At 74.6% G+C, this 14,370-nt stretch carries 12 protein-coding genes and 1 pseudogene; 9 read left to right on the top strand and 4 right to left on the bottom strand.

What is annotated here, in order from left to right; genetic code table 11:
* Window positions 1–309: 309 nt before the first annotated feature.
* The 6 genes from ACZ6S8_RS25425 (at window position 310) to ACZ6S8_RS25400 (ending at window position 7,385) form a co-directional block, all read left to right on the top strand.
* On the top strand, window positions 310–1,482 hold the full coding sequence (locus tag ACZ6S8_RS25425) for a glycosyltransferase (protein WP_469459381.1): 1,173 nt from the start codon (window positions 310–312) through the stop codon (window positions 1,480–1,482).
* Between the two features lie 246 nt (window positions 1,483–1,728).
* The gene (locus ACZ6S8_RS25420) at window positions 1,729–2,238 is read left to right on the top strand and encodes a DUF6643 family protein (RefSeq protein ID WP_469459379.1); all 510 of its coding nucleotides are present in this window, start codon (window positions 1,729–1,731) and stop codon (window positions 2,236–2,238) included.
* A gap of 55 nt (window positions 2,239–2,293) precedes the next feature.
* Entirely contained in the window at window positions 2,294–3,142 is an 849-nt protein-coding gene (locus tag ACZ6S8_RS25415; RefSeq protein WP_469459377.1) for an MOSC domain-containing protein, read from the top strand.
* Between the two features lie 295 nt (window positions 3,143–3,437).
* The gene (locus tag ACZ6S8_RS25410) at window positions 3,438–4,037 is read left to right on the top strand and encodes an Rv1733c family protein (protein WP_469459375.1); all 600 of its coding nucleotides are present in this window, start codon (window positions 3,438–3,440) and stop codon (window positions 4,035–4,037) included.
* 247 nt (window positions 4,038–4,284) lie between these two features.
* Window positions 4,285–6,765, top strand: coding sequence for a right-handed parallel beta-helix repeat-containing protein (locus tag ACZ6S8_RS25405; RefSeq protein WP_469459373.1), 2,481 nt, complete (start codon window positions 4,285–4,287; stop codon window positions 6,763–6,765).
* A 140-nt stretch (window positions 6,766–6,905) separates the two neighbouring features.
* Window positions 6,906–7,385 carry an SRPBCC family protein gene (locus tag ACZ6S8_RS25400; protein ID WP_469459371.1) on the top strand — a complete coding sequence of 160 codons (480 nt, stop codon included), beginning with the start codon at window positions 6,906–6,908 and terminating at the stop codon, window positions 7,383–7,385.
* Window positions 7,386–7,538: 153 nt separating this feature from the next.
* Here ACZ6S8_RS25400 and ACZ6S8_RS25395 read toward each other — a convergent pair whose 3' ends face one another.
* On the bottom strand, window positions 7,539–8,666 hold the full coding sequence (locus ACZ6S8_RS25395; protein ID WP_469459369.1) for a PLP-dependent cysteine synthase family protein: 1,128 nt from the start codon (window positions 8,664–8,666) through the stop codon (window positions 7,539–7,541).
* Window positions 8,667–8,873: 207 nt separating this feature from the next.
* On the opposite strand from ACZ6S8_RS25395, the pseudogene ACZ6S8_RS25390 reads away from it, so the two are divergent.
* A pseudogene (locus ACZ6S8_RS25390) lies at window positions 8,874–9,440 on the top strand (ATP-binding protein); the annotation flags it as partial.
* 217 nt (window positions 9,441–9,657) lie between these two features.
* Here the strand turns inward: ACZ6S8_RS25390 and ACZ6S8_RS25385 are convergent.
* On the bottom strand, window positions 9,658–10,911 hold the full coding sequence (locus ACZ6S8_RS25385) for an ROK family protein (RefSeq protein ID WP_469459367.1): 1,254 nt from the start codon (window positions 10,909–10,911) through the stop codon (window positions 9,658–9,660).
* A gap of 44 nt (window positions 10,912–10,955) precedes the next feature.
* Window positions 10,956–11,609 (bottom strand): alpha-ketoglutarate-dependent dioxygenase AlkB family protein, encoded by a 654-nt coding sequence (locus tag ACZ6S8_RS25380; RefSeq protein WP_469459365.1) that lies wholly within the window; start codon window positions 11,607–11,609, stop codon window positions 10,956–10,958.
* Window positions 11,610–11,647: 38 nt separating this feature from the next.
* Here ACZ6S8_RS25380 and ACZ6S8_RS25375 point away from each other — a divergent pair, with 38 nt between their 5' ends.
* Both ACZ6S8_RS25375 and ACZ6S8_RS25370 read left to right on the top strand, forming a co-directional pair.
* Complete coding sequence (locus ACZ6S8_RS25375) at window positions 11,648–12,391, top strand: maleylpyruvate isomerase family mycothiol-dependent enzyme (protein ID WP_469459363.1); 744 nt, start codon at window positions 11,648–11,650, stop codon at window positions 12,389–12,391.
* Between the two features lie 81 nt (window positions 12,392–12,472).
* The gene (locus ACZ6S8_RS25370; protein WP_469459360.1) at window positions 12,473–12,724 is read left to right on the top strand and encodes a DUF6332 family protein; all 252 of its coding nucleotides are present in this window, start codon (window positions 12,473–12,475) and stop codon (window positions 12,722–12,724) included.
* On the opposite strand, the gene ACZ6S8_RS25365 is transcribed toward ACZ6S8_RS25370, so the two are convergent.
* Window positions 12,721–14,187 carry an APC family permease gene (locus ACZ6S8_RS25365; protein WP_469459358.1) on the bottom strand — a complete coding sequence of 489 codons (1,467 nt, stop codon included), beginning with the start codon at window positions 14,185–14,187 and terminating at the stop codon, window positions 12,721–12,723. The two genes, ACZ6S8_RS25370 and ACZ6S8_RS25365, sit on opposite strands and share 4 nt — an antisense overlap.
* Between the last annotated feature and the right edge of the window lie 183 nt (window positions 14,188–14,370).

The following is a 14,370-nucleotide window of genomic DNA, read 5'->3' as shown; positions in this document are numbered from 1 at the left end:
TGGCGCCGTGCCTGGTCGTGCTGTCGGGGCGCCCGTGTACTGGACGTACTCGGTTGCCCTGGCAGTGCGGCCGGGCGCGGTGCCAGGCGTCGCGGACCCGGCAAGATCCGAAAGAGACGGCCTGGGGCGGGGCGGCCCCCGCCGCCGGGGGCCGCCCCGCCGACCGGCCCCCGGACGCGGCCCGGGGCCCGCGCGCCCACCCCGCCGGGTGCGCCGGGCCCCGCGCCGCCGGCCCCCGGGGAGACGCGCCGGAGCGGCGGGCGCCGCCGGGTGCGGGACACGGCCGCCGGGGAGCGGCACACTGCCGGGATGGGCCTCCTCACCGCCGCCTGCGCGGCCTACGCCTCCCTCGCCGCCTGGCTCTGGCTCACCCTGGCCCAGGGCATGTTCTGGCGCACCGACGTCCGCCTCCCCCCGCGCTCCGCCCCCGCGCGCTGGCCGTCCGTGGCGATCGTGGTCCCGGCCCGGGACGAGGCCGGGGTGCTCCCCCGGAGCCTGCCCTCGCTCCTCGCGCAGGACTATCCCGGCGACGCCGAGGTCATCCTGGTCGACGACGGCAGTACGGACGGCACCGCCGACCTCGCCCGGCGCCTGGCCGCCGAACAGCCCGGGCTGCCCCTCACCGTGGCCTCCCCGGGCGACCCGGCCCCGGGGTGGACGGGGAAGCTCTGGGCGCTGCGCCACGGCATGGCCATCGCCCGTACCGCCCCCGCGCCCGAGTACCTCCTCCTCACCGACGCCGACATCGCGCACGAGCCCGACAGCCTCCGCGAGCTGGTCTCCGCCGCGACCTCCGCCGACCTGGACCTCGTGTCCCAGATGGCCCGCCTGCGGGTCGCGAGCCCGTGGGAGCGGCTCGTCGTGCCGGCGTTCGTGTACTTCTTCGCCCAGCTGTACCCCTTCCGCCGGATCAACCGCCCCGGTGCCCGTACGACGGCCGCGGCCGGCGGCTGCGTCCTGCTGCGCACCGAGGCGGCCGTCCGGGCGGGGGTGCCCGACTCGATCCGGCAGGCCGTGATCGACGACGTCTCGCTGGCGCGCGCCGTCCGGCGCTCCGGCGGCCGCGTCTGGCTGGGGCTGGCGGAGCGGGTGGACAGCGTGCGCCCGTACCCGGAGCTCGCGGACCTGTGGCGGATGGTCTCGCGGAGCGCGTACGCCCAACTCCGCCACCGGCCCTCGCTGCTGGCCGGGACGGTGGCGGGGCTGGTGCTCGTGTACCTCGTGCCGCCGGCCGCCCTCCTCGGGGGCCTCGCGGCGGGGCGGCCCGCCGTCGCCTGGGCCGGCGGGCTCGCGTGGCTGCTGATGGCCGGTACGTACCTGCCGATGCTGCGGTACTACCGCCAGCCGGCCCTGCTCGCGCCCCTGCTTCCGTTCACGGCGCTGCTGTACCTGCTGATGACCGTCGATTCGGCCGTCCGGCACTACCGGGGCCGCGGCGCCGCCTGGAAGGGCCGTACCTATCCCCGTCCCAGCGACGCCTGAAACGGCGAACTGCCGCCCGGACCAACATCGTCCGAGGTCATCGCATTGTGACGCTGCGTCAGCAAGAAATGGGTGCACCGCACAACCAGCAGGTACGAGTAGGGGCGAGGTGGGACGGAAGTGGTGAATCGTGCACGTGAACGCCAAGTGACACCCGTGGCCCTGACCTGCGAATATGCAGGTCAGAGGGGTGTTCGCCCAACCTCGCTATGGACCACGTGAAGTCGTGGGCTTAACTTAGGTCCCATGACCTCCCCCCGCTCCACTTATGGCGGCGGTTACTACTCCGCGCCCTCCTTCCCGGACACCCCCATCTACGACTCCCTCGTCGCCGAACGCGGCACTCCGCAGATCGCCCCGATCCGCGTCCCGGCCGCCTACGAGTCCCCGAGCGCCGGCTACTCCACCGGTTACTCGAACGGTGGATACCTGCCGGCCCTCGCATCCGCCCTGCCCGCCCTGCCGCCCGCACCGCAGCAGAACGCACCGGCGTACGGATACCCGTACCAGCAGCAGGCGGCCCAGCAGCCGATGCCGCTCCAGCAGGCGCCCGCCCCGTACATCCCGCAGCAGCAGCCGATGGCCGCCCGCGGCGGATACGTGCCCCAGCCGCAGCCGCAGCAGCCCCGCCCGGTCGCCGCGTCCACTGGTTACGAGGCCATGCGCCCGGCCGCACCGCGCCCGATGCAGGCTCCGGCGCCCGCGGCCACCTACGAGGACCCGTACGGCCGCCCGTACCAGGGACGGGGCTACTGACAGGGCCGTAGAAACCCGCTGGGGCGGAGGAGGCGGGGGCTGGCAGGATGCCCCCATGCCGAACATGCGCGTCCAGTCGCTCCACGTCCACCCCGTCAAATCGGTAGCGGGGACCGCACCCGACGCGGCGGCCGTGGAGCCCTGGGGGCTGTCCGGGGACCGGCGCTGGGCCCTGGTCGACACCGGGGGCGCCGTCATCACACAGCGCCAGCAGCCCCGGCTGGCCCTGGCCGCGGCCCGTCCGCTGGACGGCGGCCGCATCGGGCTGTCGGCACCGGACATGCCGGAGCTGGTCGTGGAGGTGCCCGCACCGGGCCCGCTGGAGCCGGTCCTGGTGTTCGGGAAGAAGGTCGAGACCGTGGTCGCGGCGCAGGACGCCGCGGCCTGGTTCAGCGCGTACCTCGGGGTGGGGGCGCGCCTGGTCCACCTGGACGATCCGGCCGTGCGCCGGCCCGTGGACCCGGACTACGCGCTGCCGGGCGAGACGGTGAGCCTGGCCGACGCCTACCCGCTGCTGATCACCACCCTCGGCTCGCTCGACGCGCTCAACTCGCTGATCGCGCAGGGGGACCATCCCGCGGAGGGGCCGCTGCCGATGAACCGGTTCCGCCCGAACGTGGTGGTGTCCGGGGCCGGGGCGTGGTCGGAGGACCGCTGGCGGCGCATCGCGATCGGCGAGGCCGAGTTCCGCGGGGTCCGCGAGTGCGGGCGGTGCGTCGTCACGACCACCGACCAGGCGACGGCGCGGCGCGGCAGGGAGCCGCTCAAGACGCTGGCCGCGCACCGCCGGATCGGGAAGTCCCTGGCGTTCGGGAGGCACCTGGTCCCGGTGCGGCTGGGCACGGTACGGGTCGGCGACGAGGTGCGCGTGCTGGAGTGGGACGAGGAACGGGTCCGGGAGTGACGACCGGAGCACCCGGAGCACCCGGCGCACCGCGCGGGGGCCGGAGTGCGGCAGGCGCGGGTCCGGGAGTCCGCCGCCGGAATGACACCTTCGGGGGGCTCCGGGCCGGGGTTGGAACCAACCTGCCGCGCCGTGCCGTTGGATCAGACAGGACAGGTGGGCACCCGAGGGGACTCCGACACCGGATCGGGTGACACATGTCTCGCGCGTCCCGGAATGCGCGTCCCGGGAGCATGCGGGAGGCTTGGACGCGCAGGCAGGCGGAAGCAGGGGGATCCGGACCGTGCGGACAGCGATGGGTGTGTGGCGTTGGCGGCGCAATCCGCTGCGCCGGCCGACCGACCTCGTCGAGGCGTGGGTGGCCTTCGGAGCGGTGGTGTGTTTCCTGTTGGTGGCCCCGGCCCTCGGCTGGGCCGTCGGCGCGCGGGTGGACGGGACCCTTCAACGGGCCTCGAACGAACAGCGGCAGGAGCGCCACCTCGTACCGGCGGTGGTGGTCCGGCCGGCTCCCGAGCCGGCCGGGGACGCCCCGGCCGAGCAGTCGGCGCAGCGGACGGCCCCGCGGCGGACGCAGGTCGTGGCCGCGTGGACCGGGCCCGACGGCAGCAGCCACGAGGGCACGGTGCCCGCCGCGGAGGAACCGCCGCGGACCGGCGACCGGTTCCGGATGTGGACCGACCGGCACGGCCGGGCGGTGGGACAGCCGCTCGACCCCGCCGCCGCCGCGTTCCACGCGGGAACCGCGGGTCTGGCCGCCGCCGTCTGCGCGGCAGCGCTGGTGGAGACCGTCCGGCGGATCGTCGTACGCAGACTCATGCATCGGCGGTACATACGTCTGGACCGGGCGTGGGCGGCGGCCTGGCCCGACTGGGGGCGGGCGGGTGCGGGAAGTTGACCTGGCACCCCACCGGCCCCGCGCGCGCTACGGTGGAGCGGCCGGGCCGGGTGCCCCAGGCCGCTCCACCCCGGTGGGCCGCTCCCAGCGCCCCGACCGGCCCCGGCGAGTACGGAATGTTCTACGGGTACGACAGGTTCGACGGTTCCAGTGACCGCGGTCTCAGTGACCGCGGTGGCTTTCGACGGTTTCAGCGGCTTCTGCCGCGTCGACAGCGTGAGTACGAGGGCGGGGGCACGACAGCACCATGGCTCAGGGCACGGTCCAGGTGACGCACGGCGGGGCTTCGCGGTGGCGGCGCCGATCCGGTGAGTATCCGACGCTGGCCGCCGCACTGGCCGTCGCGGGCGACGGTGACGTGCTGTCCATCCCCCCCGGCACCTACCGGGAGAACCTGGTGGTGCTCCACGCGGTGACGCTGCGCGGTCCCGAGGGCGGACTGGGGTCGGTACGGATCGCTCCTCCCGACGGGGTGGCGCTGACCGTGCGCGCCTCCGCCGTGATCCAGGACCTGCACCTGGAGGGCCAGGACCGGGCCGCTCCGGCGCTGCTCGTCGAGGACGGGGTCCCCGAGCTGACCGACCTGCGCGTGAGCACCCGCTCGGCGGCCGGCATCGAGGTGCGCGGCAGCGGAGCGCGTCCGCTGGTGCGGCGCTGCACCGTGGAGAACCCGACCGGGGTCGGCATCGCCGTCCTGGACGGCGGCGGCGGGGTGTTCGAGGAGTGCGAGGTCGTGGCCGCCGGGCAGAACGGCGTCTCGGTCCGCGGCGGCGGCCGTCCCCGGCTGGAGCGCTGCCGGATCCACCACGCCACCGGAGCGGGGATCGCGGTCACCGGCGAGGGCTCGGGCCTGGAGGCGCTGGGCTGCGAGGTGTACGAGATCAAGGGCACCGGCGTGCAGATCGCCGCCCGCGCCACGGCCCGGCTCACGGACTGCTCGGTGCACCGCACGTCGACCGACGGGGTCACCCTCGACACGGACGCGGTACTCACCCTGGCCGGCTGCGACATCCACGACATCCCGGAGAACGCGGTGGACCTGCGCTCCCGGTCGGTGCTCACCCTGAGCCGCACCACGGTGCGCAGGTTCGGCCGCAACGGCCTGTCGGTGTGGGACCCGGGGACCCGCGTCGACGCCGAGTCCTGCGAGATCCACGACAGCACGGGCGACTACCCGGCGGTGTGGATCAGCGACGGGGCCTCGGTCTCCCTCGATTCCTGCCGGGTGCACGACGTGCCGGACGCGCTGTTCGTCCTGGACCGGGGCTCGCGCGTGGACGTGGTCGACAGCGACCTGTCGCAGGTGCGCAACACGGCCGTGTCGGTGAGCGACGGCGCCACCGCGCAGCTCGACGACTGCCGGATCCGGGAGGCCGCGACCGGCGCCTGGTTCCGCGACCACGGCAGCGGCGGCACCCTCGCCAACTGCACCATCGACGCGGTGCAGACGGGGGTGATCGTCACCAAGGGGGCCGACCCCGCCCTGGAGCGGTGCACCGTCACCTCCCCCGCCGAGGCCGGGTTCTACGTGTCGGCGGGCGGCCGCGGCACCTTCACCGCCTGCCGGGTGACGGGCAGCTCAGGCTTCGGCTTCCACGTCATCGACGGCTGCCGCACGAGCCTGAAGGGCTGCCACACCGAGCGCTGCGCGCGCGGGGGCTACGAGTTCGCCGAGGACGGTCCGGAGGCCGAGGACTGCACGAGCGACGAGCCCGGCCCCCGCCTGGCGGCCCAGTCGGGCCCGGGCGCCGGCTCCGCCGGGGCGCGGACGGGGATCCGTACGGTCACGGCCGGCGGCGCGGTCGCCCCGGCGCAGTCGCCGTCGGCGGCGGAGGTGCCCGTACCGCGGCCCGGGGAGCCGGGAGACGGCGCGGAGGACCCGCCGGCCGCCCGGGGCTCCGGCGAGGTGCTGGGCCAGCTCGACGGGCTGGTCGGCCTGGACAGCGTCAAACGCGAGGTGCGGGCGCTCACGGACATGATCGAGGTGGGGCGGCGGCGGCAGCTGGCCGGGCTCAAGGCCGCCTCGGTCCGCCGGCACCTGGTCTTCACCGGCTCCCCCGGAACCGGCAAGACCACGGTCGCCCGGCTGTACGGGGAGATCCTCGCCTCGCTCGGGGTGCTGGAGCGCGGCCACCTCGTCGAGGTGTCCCGGGTGGACCTGGTCGGCGAGCACATCGGTTCCACGGCGATCCGCACGCAGGAGGCCTTCGACCGGGCGCGCGGCGGGGTGCTGTTCATCGACGAGGCGTACGCGCTGGCGCCGGAGGACTCGGGCCGCGACTTCGGGCGCGAGGCGATCGACACCCTGGTGAAGCTGATGGAGGACCACCGGGACGCGGTGGTGGTGATCGTCGCCGGGTACACGGCGGAGATGGACCGGTTCCTCACCGTGAACCCCGGAGTGGCCTCGCGGTTCTCCCGGACCATCACCTTCGGCGACTACGGGCCGCAGGAACTGCTGCGGATCGTGGAGCAGCAGGCCGAGGAGCACGAGTACCGCCTCGGCGAGGGCACGTCCGGGGCCCTGCTGACGTACTTCACGGAGCTGCCGAAGGGCCCCGCCTTCGGCAACGGGCGTACCGCGCGCCAGACCTTCGAGTCGATGGTCGAACGGCACGCGGGCCGGGTGGCGCAGCTGGCGGAACCGACTACGGACGACCTCACCCTGCTCTTCCCGGCGGACCTCCCGGCATTGCCGGCTTTGCCCGCGCTGCCCGCGACCCACTGAGGCGCGCGGCGGCGGGGAGGGGCGGAGGGGGCCGCTGCGCCTGCGGCACCGTGCTTCCGGGGGCGGACATCTGACGGGTCGCCAGCTAGGGTGGCGGGCACGCCGTCCGCACACGCGTTCCCGACCCTGGGGGTACCGACATGACGCACCGACTCCGTCCGGTGGGGACGGACTTCACCGAGGACGCCCCGATACGGCTGAGGTTCACGGCCGAGGCCTCGGCGGCGCCGGCCGCGGTGTATCGAGCGCTCGCGGAGGACGTCACGGGCTGGCCGGCCTGGTTCCGTGCCGTCACGCTGGCCCGGCCCACGCACGGGGGCGCCGGGCGGGAGATCAGGCTGATGGGCGGGGTCCGGTTCCAGGAGACGATCATGGCCGCCGATCCCGAGCAGCGCTATGCCTACCGGGTGGACGAGACCAACGTCCCGGGGATGCGGGCCCTGCTGGAGGAGTGGCGGCTGACCCCGGCGGGCTCCGGTACCCGGATCCTGTGGACCTTCGCGGCGGACGGCACGCCCGCGTTCCGGTTCGGCCTGGCCGCCGCCCGGCCCGGGCTGGGCCGCTCGTTCCGTTCGGCCGTGCGCACGCTGGACGGACGCCTCTGCGCCGCTCGGCGGTAGCGGGGCCCGGCGCCTCTTCCCGGCAGCTCCGGCGCGGCCCGCGGCTCGGCCCGCGGCTCGGCCCGGCGACGGCCGGTCGCGCGTCGTCGTTCGCCGCCACGGCTCCCCGGGGCCAGGGGCGCGCCGCCCCGGCCCTCCGGTCCCGTGGCGCCGTCAGGCGGCGGGCTCGCGCCAGACGCCCGTCGTGAGCAGCGTGTCGAGGGTCTTCGCGTAGGGGGCGATGTCGAGGCCCTGCGCCGCCAGCCAGTCGTCGGAGTAGTACTTGTCGAGGTAGCGGTCCCCCGGGTCGCAGAGCAGGGTGAGCACACTGCCCGTGCGGCCCTCCGCCACCATCTCCGAGATGATCTTCAGGGCGCTCCACAGGCCGGTGCCGGTGGAACCGCCCGCCTTGCGCCCTATGGCCGTCTCCAGGGCGCGGCAGGCCGCGACGCTCGCCGCGTCCGGCACCTTCATCATCCGGTCGATGGCGCCCGGCACGAAGCTCGGCTCCATCCGCGGCCGTCCGATGCCCTCGATGCGCGAGCCACAGTCGCTGCTCGCGTGGGGGTCGTGACGGGTCCATCCGTCGAAGAAGCAGGAGTTCTCCGGGTCCGGGACGCAGATGCGGGTGTCGTGCTGCATGTAGTGCACGTAGCGGGCGATGGTCGCGGAGGTGCCGCCGGTGCCGGCGGTCGCCACGATCCACGCGGGCTCGGGGAAACGTTCCAGCCGAAGCTGCTGGAACATCGATTCGGCGATGTTGTTGTTGCCGCGCCAGTCGGTGGCCCGCTCGGCGTACGTGAATTGGTCCATGTAGTGGCCGCCGGTGCGGGCGGCGAGCTCGGCGGACTCCTCGTACATCTTCATCGGGTCGTCCACGAAGTGGCATTCGCCGCCGTGGAATTCGATGAGGCGGCACTTCTCCGGGCTGGTGGTGCGCGGCATGACGGCGATGAAGGGAACGCCGATCAGCTTCGCGAAATAGGCCTCGGAGACGGCCGTGGAGCCGGACGAGGCCTCGATGACCGGGCGGCCCGGGCGGACCCAGCCGTTGCAGAGGGCGTAGAGGAAGAGCGAGCGGGCGAGGCGGTGCTTGAGGGAGCCCGTGGGGTGCGTCGACTCGTCCTTGAGGTACAGGTCGATGCCCCACTCCTCGGGGAGCGGGAAGCGCAACAGATGCGTGTCGGCCGAGCGGTTGGCGTCCGCCTGGACCTTGCGGACGGCTTCCTTCAGCCAGGCCCGGTAGTCCGCGTCGCTGCGGTCGACGTCGACGGTCGTGGCGGTCGTGCCGGTGGTGCTCATGCGCCGTGCTCCTTCGTGCGTGTGCCCGGGTATTTCACCCCCTGCTTTCGCAATGTACCCCCCTCACCTGCACAAACAGTCACTTTGGGTTTCCATGCACATCCCTTTCGGTCGCTTTCGGTTGCACTGTGGCGCACCGTGGGTGACCCTGGTGGAGCATTACCGAGGGTGCAGCACCCGTAACACTCATGTCGGGGAGTCGCAGCCGTGATCAGTCATTCCCGCAGGCACTGCGTCGTCGAACTGCAGGCCTTGCCGTGCCGGATCGGCCAGATTCGCAGAATCGTTTCTGCACAGCTGCGCCACTGGCAGCTCGATCCGCTCATCGACCGGGCCGCGCTCGGCGTGACGGAACTGCTCAGCAACGTCCACCGCCACGCGCAGCCGCACAAGACCTGCACGGTCGAGATCGAACTCCGCCTCGGGCGCCTCACCGTCTCGGTGATCGACGGCGATCCGCGCCTCCCGGAGCTCCGGGAGGTGCGGGCGGAGGCGCTGGAGACCTGCGGACGCGGGCTCGCGCTCGTGGAGGCGGTCAGCGAGGCCTGGGGCGCGCGGAACCGGTCCGACGGCTCCGGCAAGGTGGTGTGGTTCTCGCTGCGGGCGGCCCCCGCGCCGTCGGCGCCGCCCGCGCGACCGGTGCGCATCGCGGCCAAGCCGGTACGAGAACCCGCCCGGACGGCGGTCGTCACCGCGGAACCCGCAACGGTTCCGGCGGCGCCCCTGCCGGTGGCGGCCTCGGTCGCGGCACCGGCGCCGGTGGCGGCGTCCGCCTCGCCGGCGGCCTCGTCCCCGGTTTCGGCGTCCGCCTCCATTGCGGCCTCGTCCCCGCCCGCGGCCTCGTCCCCGGTTTCGGCCTCCGCCTCCGTTGCGGCATCGTCCCCGGTTTCGGCCTCCGCCTCCGCTGCGGCATCGGCGTCGGCCGGCATCAGGCCTGGCTGACCCCTGCCGCGGGGTGGGTCGCCGGTCCGGCTCGATCGGAGCGGAGCCCCTACGCCGCCGCCCCCAGGGCGCCCAGCGGGTCGTCCAGGACCGGTTGCCACGCCAGTTCCGCCGCTCCCACCAGGCTGTTGTGGTCCAGGGTGCACGGCAGGATCGGCACTCCCCCGCTGCGCCCCCACAGGCTGCGGTCCGCGACCACCGCCCGCAGCCGCTCCGGGTCGGCGTGCAGCAGCTCGCGGTGGAGCCCGCCCAGGATGATCCGGTCCGGGTTCAGGATGTTCACCAGGCCGGCCAGGCCCAGCCCCAGCCGGTCGATGAGCTCCTCGGCGGCCGCGCGCACCGCCGGCTCCGCGTACTCCTCGCGCAGCAGGTCGCGGGCCTGCGCCAGCAGCGACACCTCGGGGCCGGGGGTGCGGCCGGCCGCCGTGAGGAAGGCCAGCGGGTCCGCCTCCACGTCCAGGCACCCGCGGCCGCCGCAGTGGCAGGCGCGCCCCTCCGGATTCACCGTGAGGTGGCCGACCTCCAGGGCCAGGCCCGAACTGCCGCTGTGCAGGCGGCCGTCCAGGACCAGCGCCCCGCCGACCCCGCGGTGCCCGGTGGCCACGCACAGCAGGTGCTGCGCGCTGCGCCCCGCGCCGTGCCGGTGTTCGGCCAGCGCCGCCAGGTTGACGTCGTTGCCGGTCAGGGCCGGGCCGTCGATCCCGGCCGCCTTCACGCACTGCGCGAAGATGGCCCGTACGGGAGATCCGGCCGGCCAGGCCAGGTGCAGGGGGTTCAGCGCCGTGCCCTCCGGCTCGGCCACCGCCGAGGGGACGGCGAGCCCGGCGCCCACGCACCGGCGGCCGCTCTCCGCGAGCAGCGCGGCCCCGGCCTCCACGACCGCGCCGAGCACCTGCGCCGGATCCGCGGACACGGTCACCTTGCCGGGGGCGGTGGCGACGATCCGCCCGCCGAGGCCCACCAGGGCGGCCCGGAAACCGTCCGAGTGCACCTGCGCGGCGAGTGCGACCGGGCCGTCCTCGGCCACGGACAGCCGGTGCGACGGCCGTCCCTGGGTGCCGCCCGCGCCGCCGGGCCGGGAGTCGACGCGGATCAGCCCGAGTGCCTCCAGCTCCGCCGCGACCGCTCCGGCGGTGGCCCGGGTGACGCCGAGCTCGGCGGTGAGGACCGCCCGGGTCGGGGCGCGCCCGGTGTGGACGAGCTCCAGCGCCGGGCCGAGCGCGCCGCGGCCCCGCTCCAGCCTGGTCCGCGTGGACACCGTGGTCAGATCCCCCACCCGCGGCGGGGCCCCGTTGCCGTTCATGACAGCGATCCTCGCATGATCGGAGGGCCCCGGACGCCCGCTGATCACCCGAGCCCGCCGACGCGGAGAGTGATGTTGAGCCGCCCCGAGAGGCCGAGCCCTTGCGGGCCCGTACCCGGCAGGACCTTCGGCACCCCGTGGTAGGCCAGTCGGCTCGAATCGCCGAAGACGAACAGGTCGCCGCTGCGCAGCTCGACGTCGCGGTACGGCCGTCCGCGCGAGGCGGTGTTGCCGAAGCGGAAGACGCAGCTGTCGCCGAGGCTGAGGGAGACCACCGGCGCCGGGGACCGCTCCTCGGCGTCCCGGTGCATGCCCATGCGGGAGTCCCCGTCGTAGAAGTTGATCAGGGCGATGTCGTACGTCGCCACCTCCGCGAGGGGTGCGCCGTACGCCGCTGCCACGGCCTCCCGGCCGAGTGCGGCGAGCCGCTCCGGCATCGGCTTCACCGGGGCCCCGTCGCCGTCCACCGCGGTGTCGGCGTACCCGTACGGGTACCAGTGCAGGCCGAGGCACACCTGCCGGGCGGTCATCGTTCCGCCTCCGGGCGTGCGTACGGTGCGCAGCCCTGCGGGCGGCCGGGCCCAGCCGCGGCAGGCCTCCAGCAGCTCCCGCTGGTGCGCGGGGCCGAGCCAGTCGGGGACGTGCACGGCGCCGGGGGCGATGACGGTCCGCTCGCGCGGGAAGAGTTCGCCGTCCATGCCCCCATTGTCTCGAACGGGCTGGAAGACTCCCCCGCATGGAGATCAACGCTTACCTGAAGGCCCTGGAGCGGGACGGCGCGCTCTTGGCGGACCTGGCGGAACGGGCCGGCACGGACGCCCCGATACTCACCTGCCCCGGGTGGCGGGTCGGCGATCTGCTGCGGCACACCGGCTCCGTCCACCGCTGGGCGACCGGTTACGTCGGGGAGGCGCGGCTGGATCCGGTGCCGCTGCCGGAGCCGTCGGAAGCGGCCGGTACGGAGCTGATCGGCTGGTTCCGCGAAGGGCACGGGACGCTGGTGCGGACGCTCGCCGGGGCCCCGGCCGACGTGCAGTGCTGGACGTTCCTGCCGACGGCCGCGCCGTCGCCGCTGGCCTTCTGGGCGCGGCGCCAGGCCCACGAGACCGCCGTGCACCGGATGGACGCGGAGTCGGCGCTCGGGCTCGCGTACGCGACGGTGGAGCCGGAGTTCGCGGAGGACGGGGTGGACGAACTGCTGACCGGCTTCCACGCGCGGCCGCGCAGCCGGGTGCGGACCCCTGAGCCGAGGGTGCTGCGGGTGCGGGCCACCGACACGGCCGCGGTGTGGACCGTACGGCTGTCGCCGGAGCCGGCCCGTACGGTGCGCGGCGCGGTGGACGGGGCGGCCGACTGCGAGGTGTCCGGGACGGCGGCCTGGCTCTACGCGGCCCTGTGGAACAGGCTCCCGCTCACGGGCCCGGGGGTGACGGGGGACGCGGCGCTGGCGCGACTGTGGGCGCAGGCGTCCGGGATCTGACGGGAGGACGCGCGGGCGGCGGGCCGGGGGCATCGGGGCGGCAGCCTTGTGACGGCGGGGTCACGCTGTGACACTGCGCGTATGGGGCGGCGTACGCAGGCGGACCGGGACGCGATCACGATCGAGATCGGCTACGCCCTGTTCAGCGCCTGCTTCGCCGCCGCCCTGGCGTTCGGCGCGGTGTACGGGGCCGCCCCCGCCTTCTCCCTCTCCCCCGCGGCGCACCGCGGGCTGGCGCGGGCGGGGGGCATCGTGGCGGGTGCGGTCTTCGCGCTCCGCGTCACGCACGTCCTGTGGCGCTTCGCCCGACGCCCGGAGAACGACGGCCGCTAGGCCGTGTCGTCCGCGGGGCCTGCTTCCGGGGGGCGGCGCTCGAAGGGGGGCATGGCGAGGAAGAACAGGGCGCCCAGGAGGAGAAGGCCCGCCACGATGACGACGGAGGTGCGGGACTCGACCGGTGCGACGAGCACGAAGAGTGCGACGAGCGTCCAGATCAGGGCGCAGACCGCGACGGGCAGCTCGAACCGTCCCAGGTCGAACGCCCCCTGCTGCCGGCCGAGCCGTCTGCGTACCGCGAGGTAGAGGACGATCGTCGCCCCGTAGATGAGGGCGGGGAGGATGGTCGAGGCGGTGATCAGCTCCAGCAGCGCGGAGCCGGGCAGCGCGACCATCAGGACGATCCCGAGCACGAGGATCAGCAGGGTCGCGGGGACGGGGGTGCGGGTGCGGGGGCTGACACGCCGCATCACGCGGTGGGCGGGGAAGCGGGAGTCGCGGGACATCGCGTAGACGAGACGCGAGCAGGAGACCATCACGACGAGCCCGGCGCCGAAGAACGCGAAGGAGATGGCGACCAGCAGCACCCTCTGGGCGGTGGCACCGAGGCGGTCGCGCATGATCGCGGCGACGGGCGAGGCGTCGTTGCTGATCCGGGGAATGTCCTCGATCGCGACGGTGAGGGTGATCAGGAACAGCATGCCGAGGACGCCTGCCGCCACGACCGATCCGACGATGGCGCGCGGGACGCTGCGGCGGGGATCCTTGGCCTCCTCGGCGAGGTTGGCGGCGGAGTCGAAGCCGACGAGCGTGGCCAGACCCATGATCATCGCGAGCATGAGGCCACCGCCGACCGCGAAGTAGCCGGGTGCGCCCTCGGCCGTCCCGCGGGACACGAGATTTCCGGCGGCGCCGTCGCCCGTGACCAGGACCGCGACGACGAGCGCGATCGCCACGACGACGACCAGCGCCAGTTCGAGTCCGACCGCCGCCGAGTTGATCCAGCCGACCAGCCGGGTCGAGGCGATGGCGAGCAGCGCCTGGACGGCCAGCACGAGCAGGGTGATCACGCGCGCGGTGCCTTCGTCCGCGGCGATGCCGGCCAGCGGCATGAAGGCCTGGCTCGCCAGGGCGTTGTCGATGGCGACCACGGCGACGGCCAGGTACCAGAAGGTGAGCCAGCCGAACCACCAGCCGATGCCGGGGCTGCCGAGCCGGGACGCCCACTGGTACGAGGAGCCGCTCAGCGGGATGCGGGCGGCGAACTGTGCGACCACGAGGGCCACGAGGGTCTGCCCGACGGCGGCGACGAGCCACAGCCAGATCCCGACCGGCCCCGCGGTCACCAGCACTTCGTCGAAGGTGGCGAAGATGCCGACCGCCACCGAGATGAAGGCGAAGGAGATGGCGAACACCTGGAAGGAACCCAGGGTCCGCTTCAGCTCCTGCCGGTAGCCCCCGCCCTCGACGCAGCCGCCGCCTTCGGATCCGCCCGCCGCCGGCTCCGCCACCTCGGCCACCTCGCCTTCCTCGTCCCGGCCCAGTGTCCGCGTCGTACCGGCTCCACGCGGCTGGGCGGGAACGGCGCACCGGGCCTCCCCCTCGGATGGACGCGCCGAAGGCGCGGCTCGGTGTGGACGGGGCGAGGCCCCGGCGGACCCGCGCCCCGGTCCGGCGATGGTCCCGGAGCGGGGGAACCGGCG

It is taken from the genome of Streptomyces sp. NPDC048461 (genome assembly GCF_055587105.1).
This window is presented reverse-complemented; position numbering and strand designations above follow the sequence as displayed.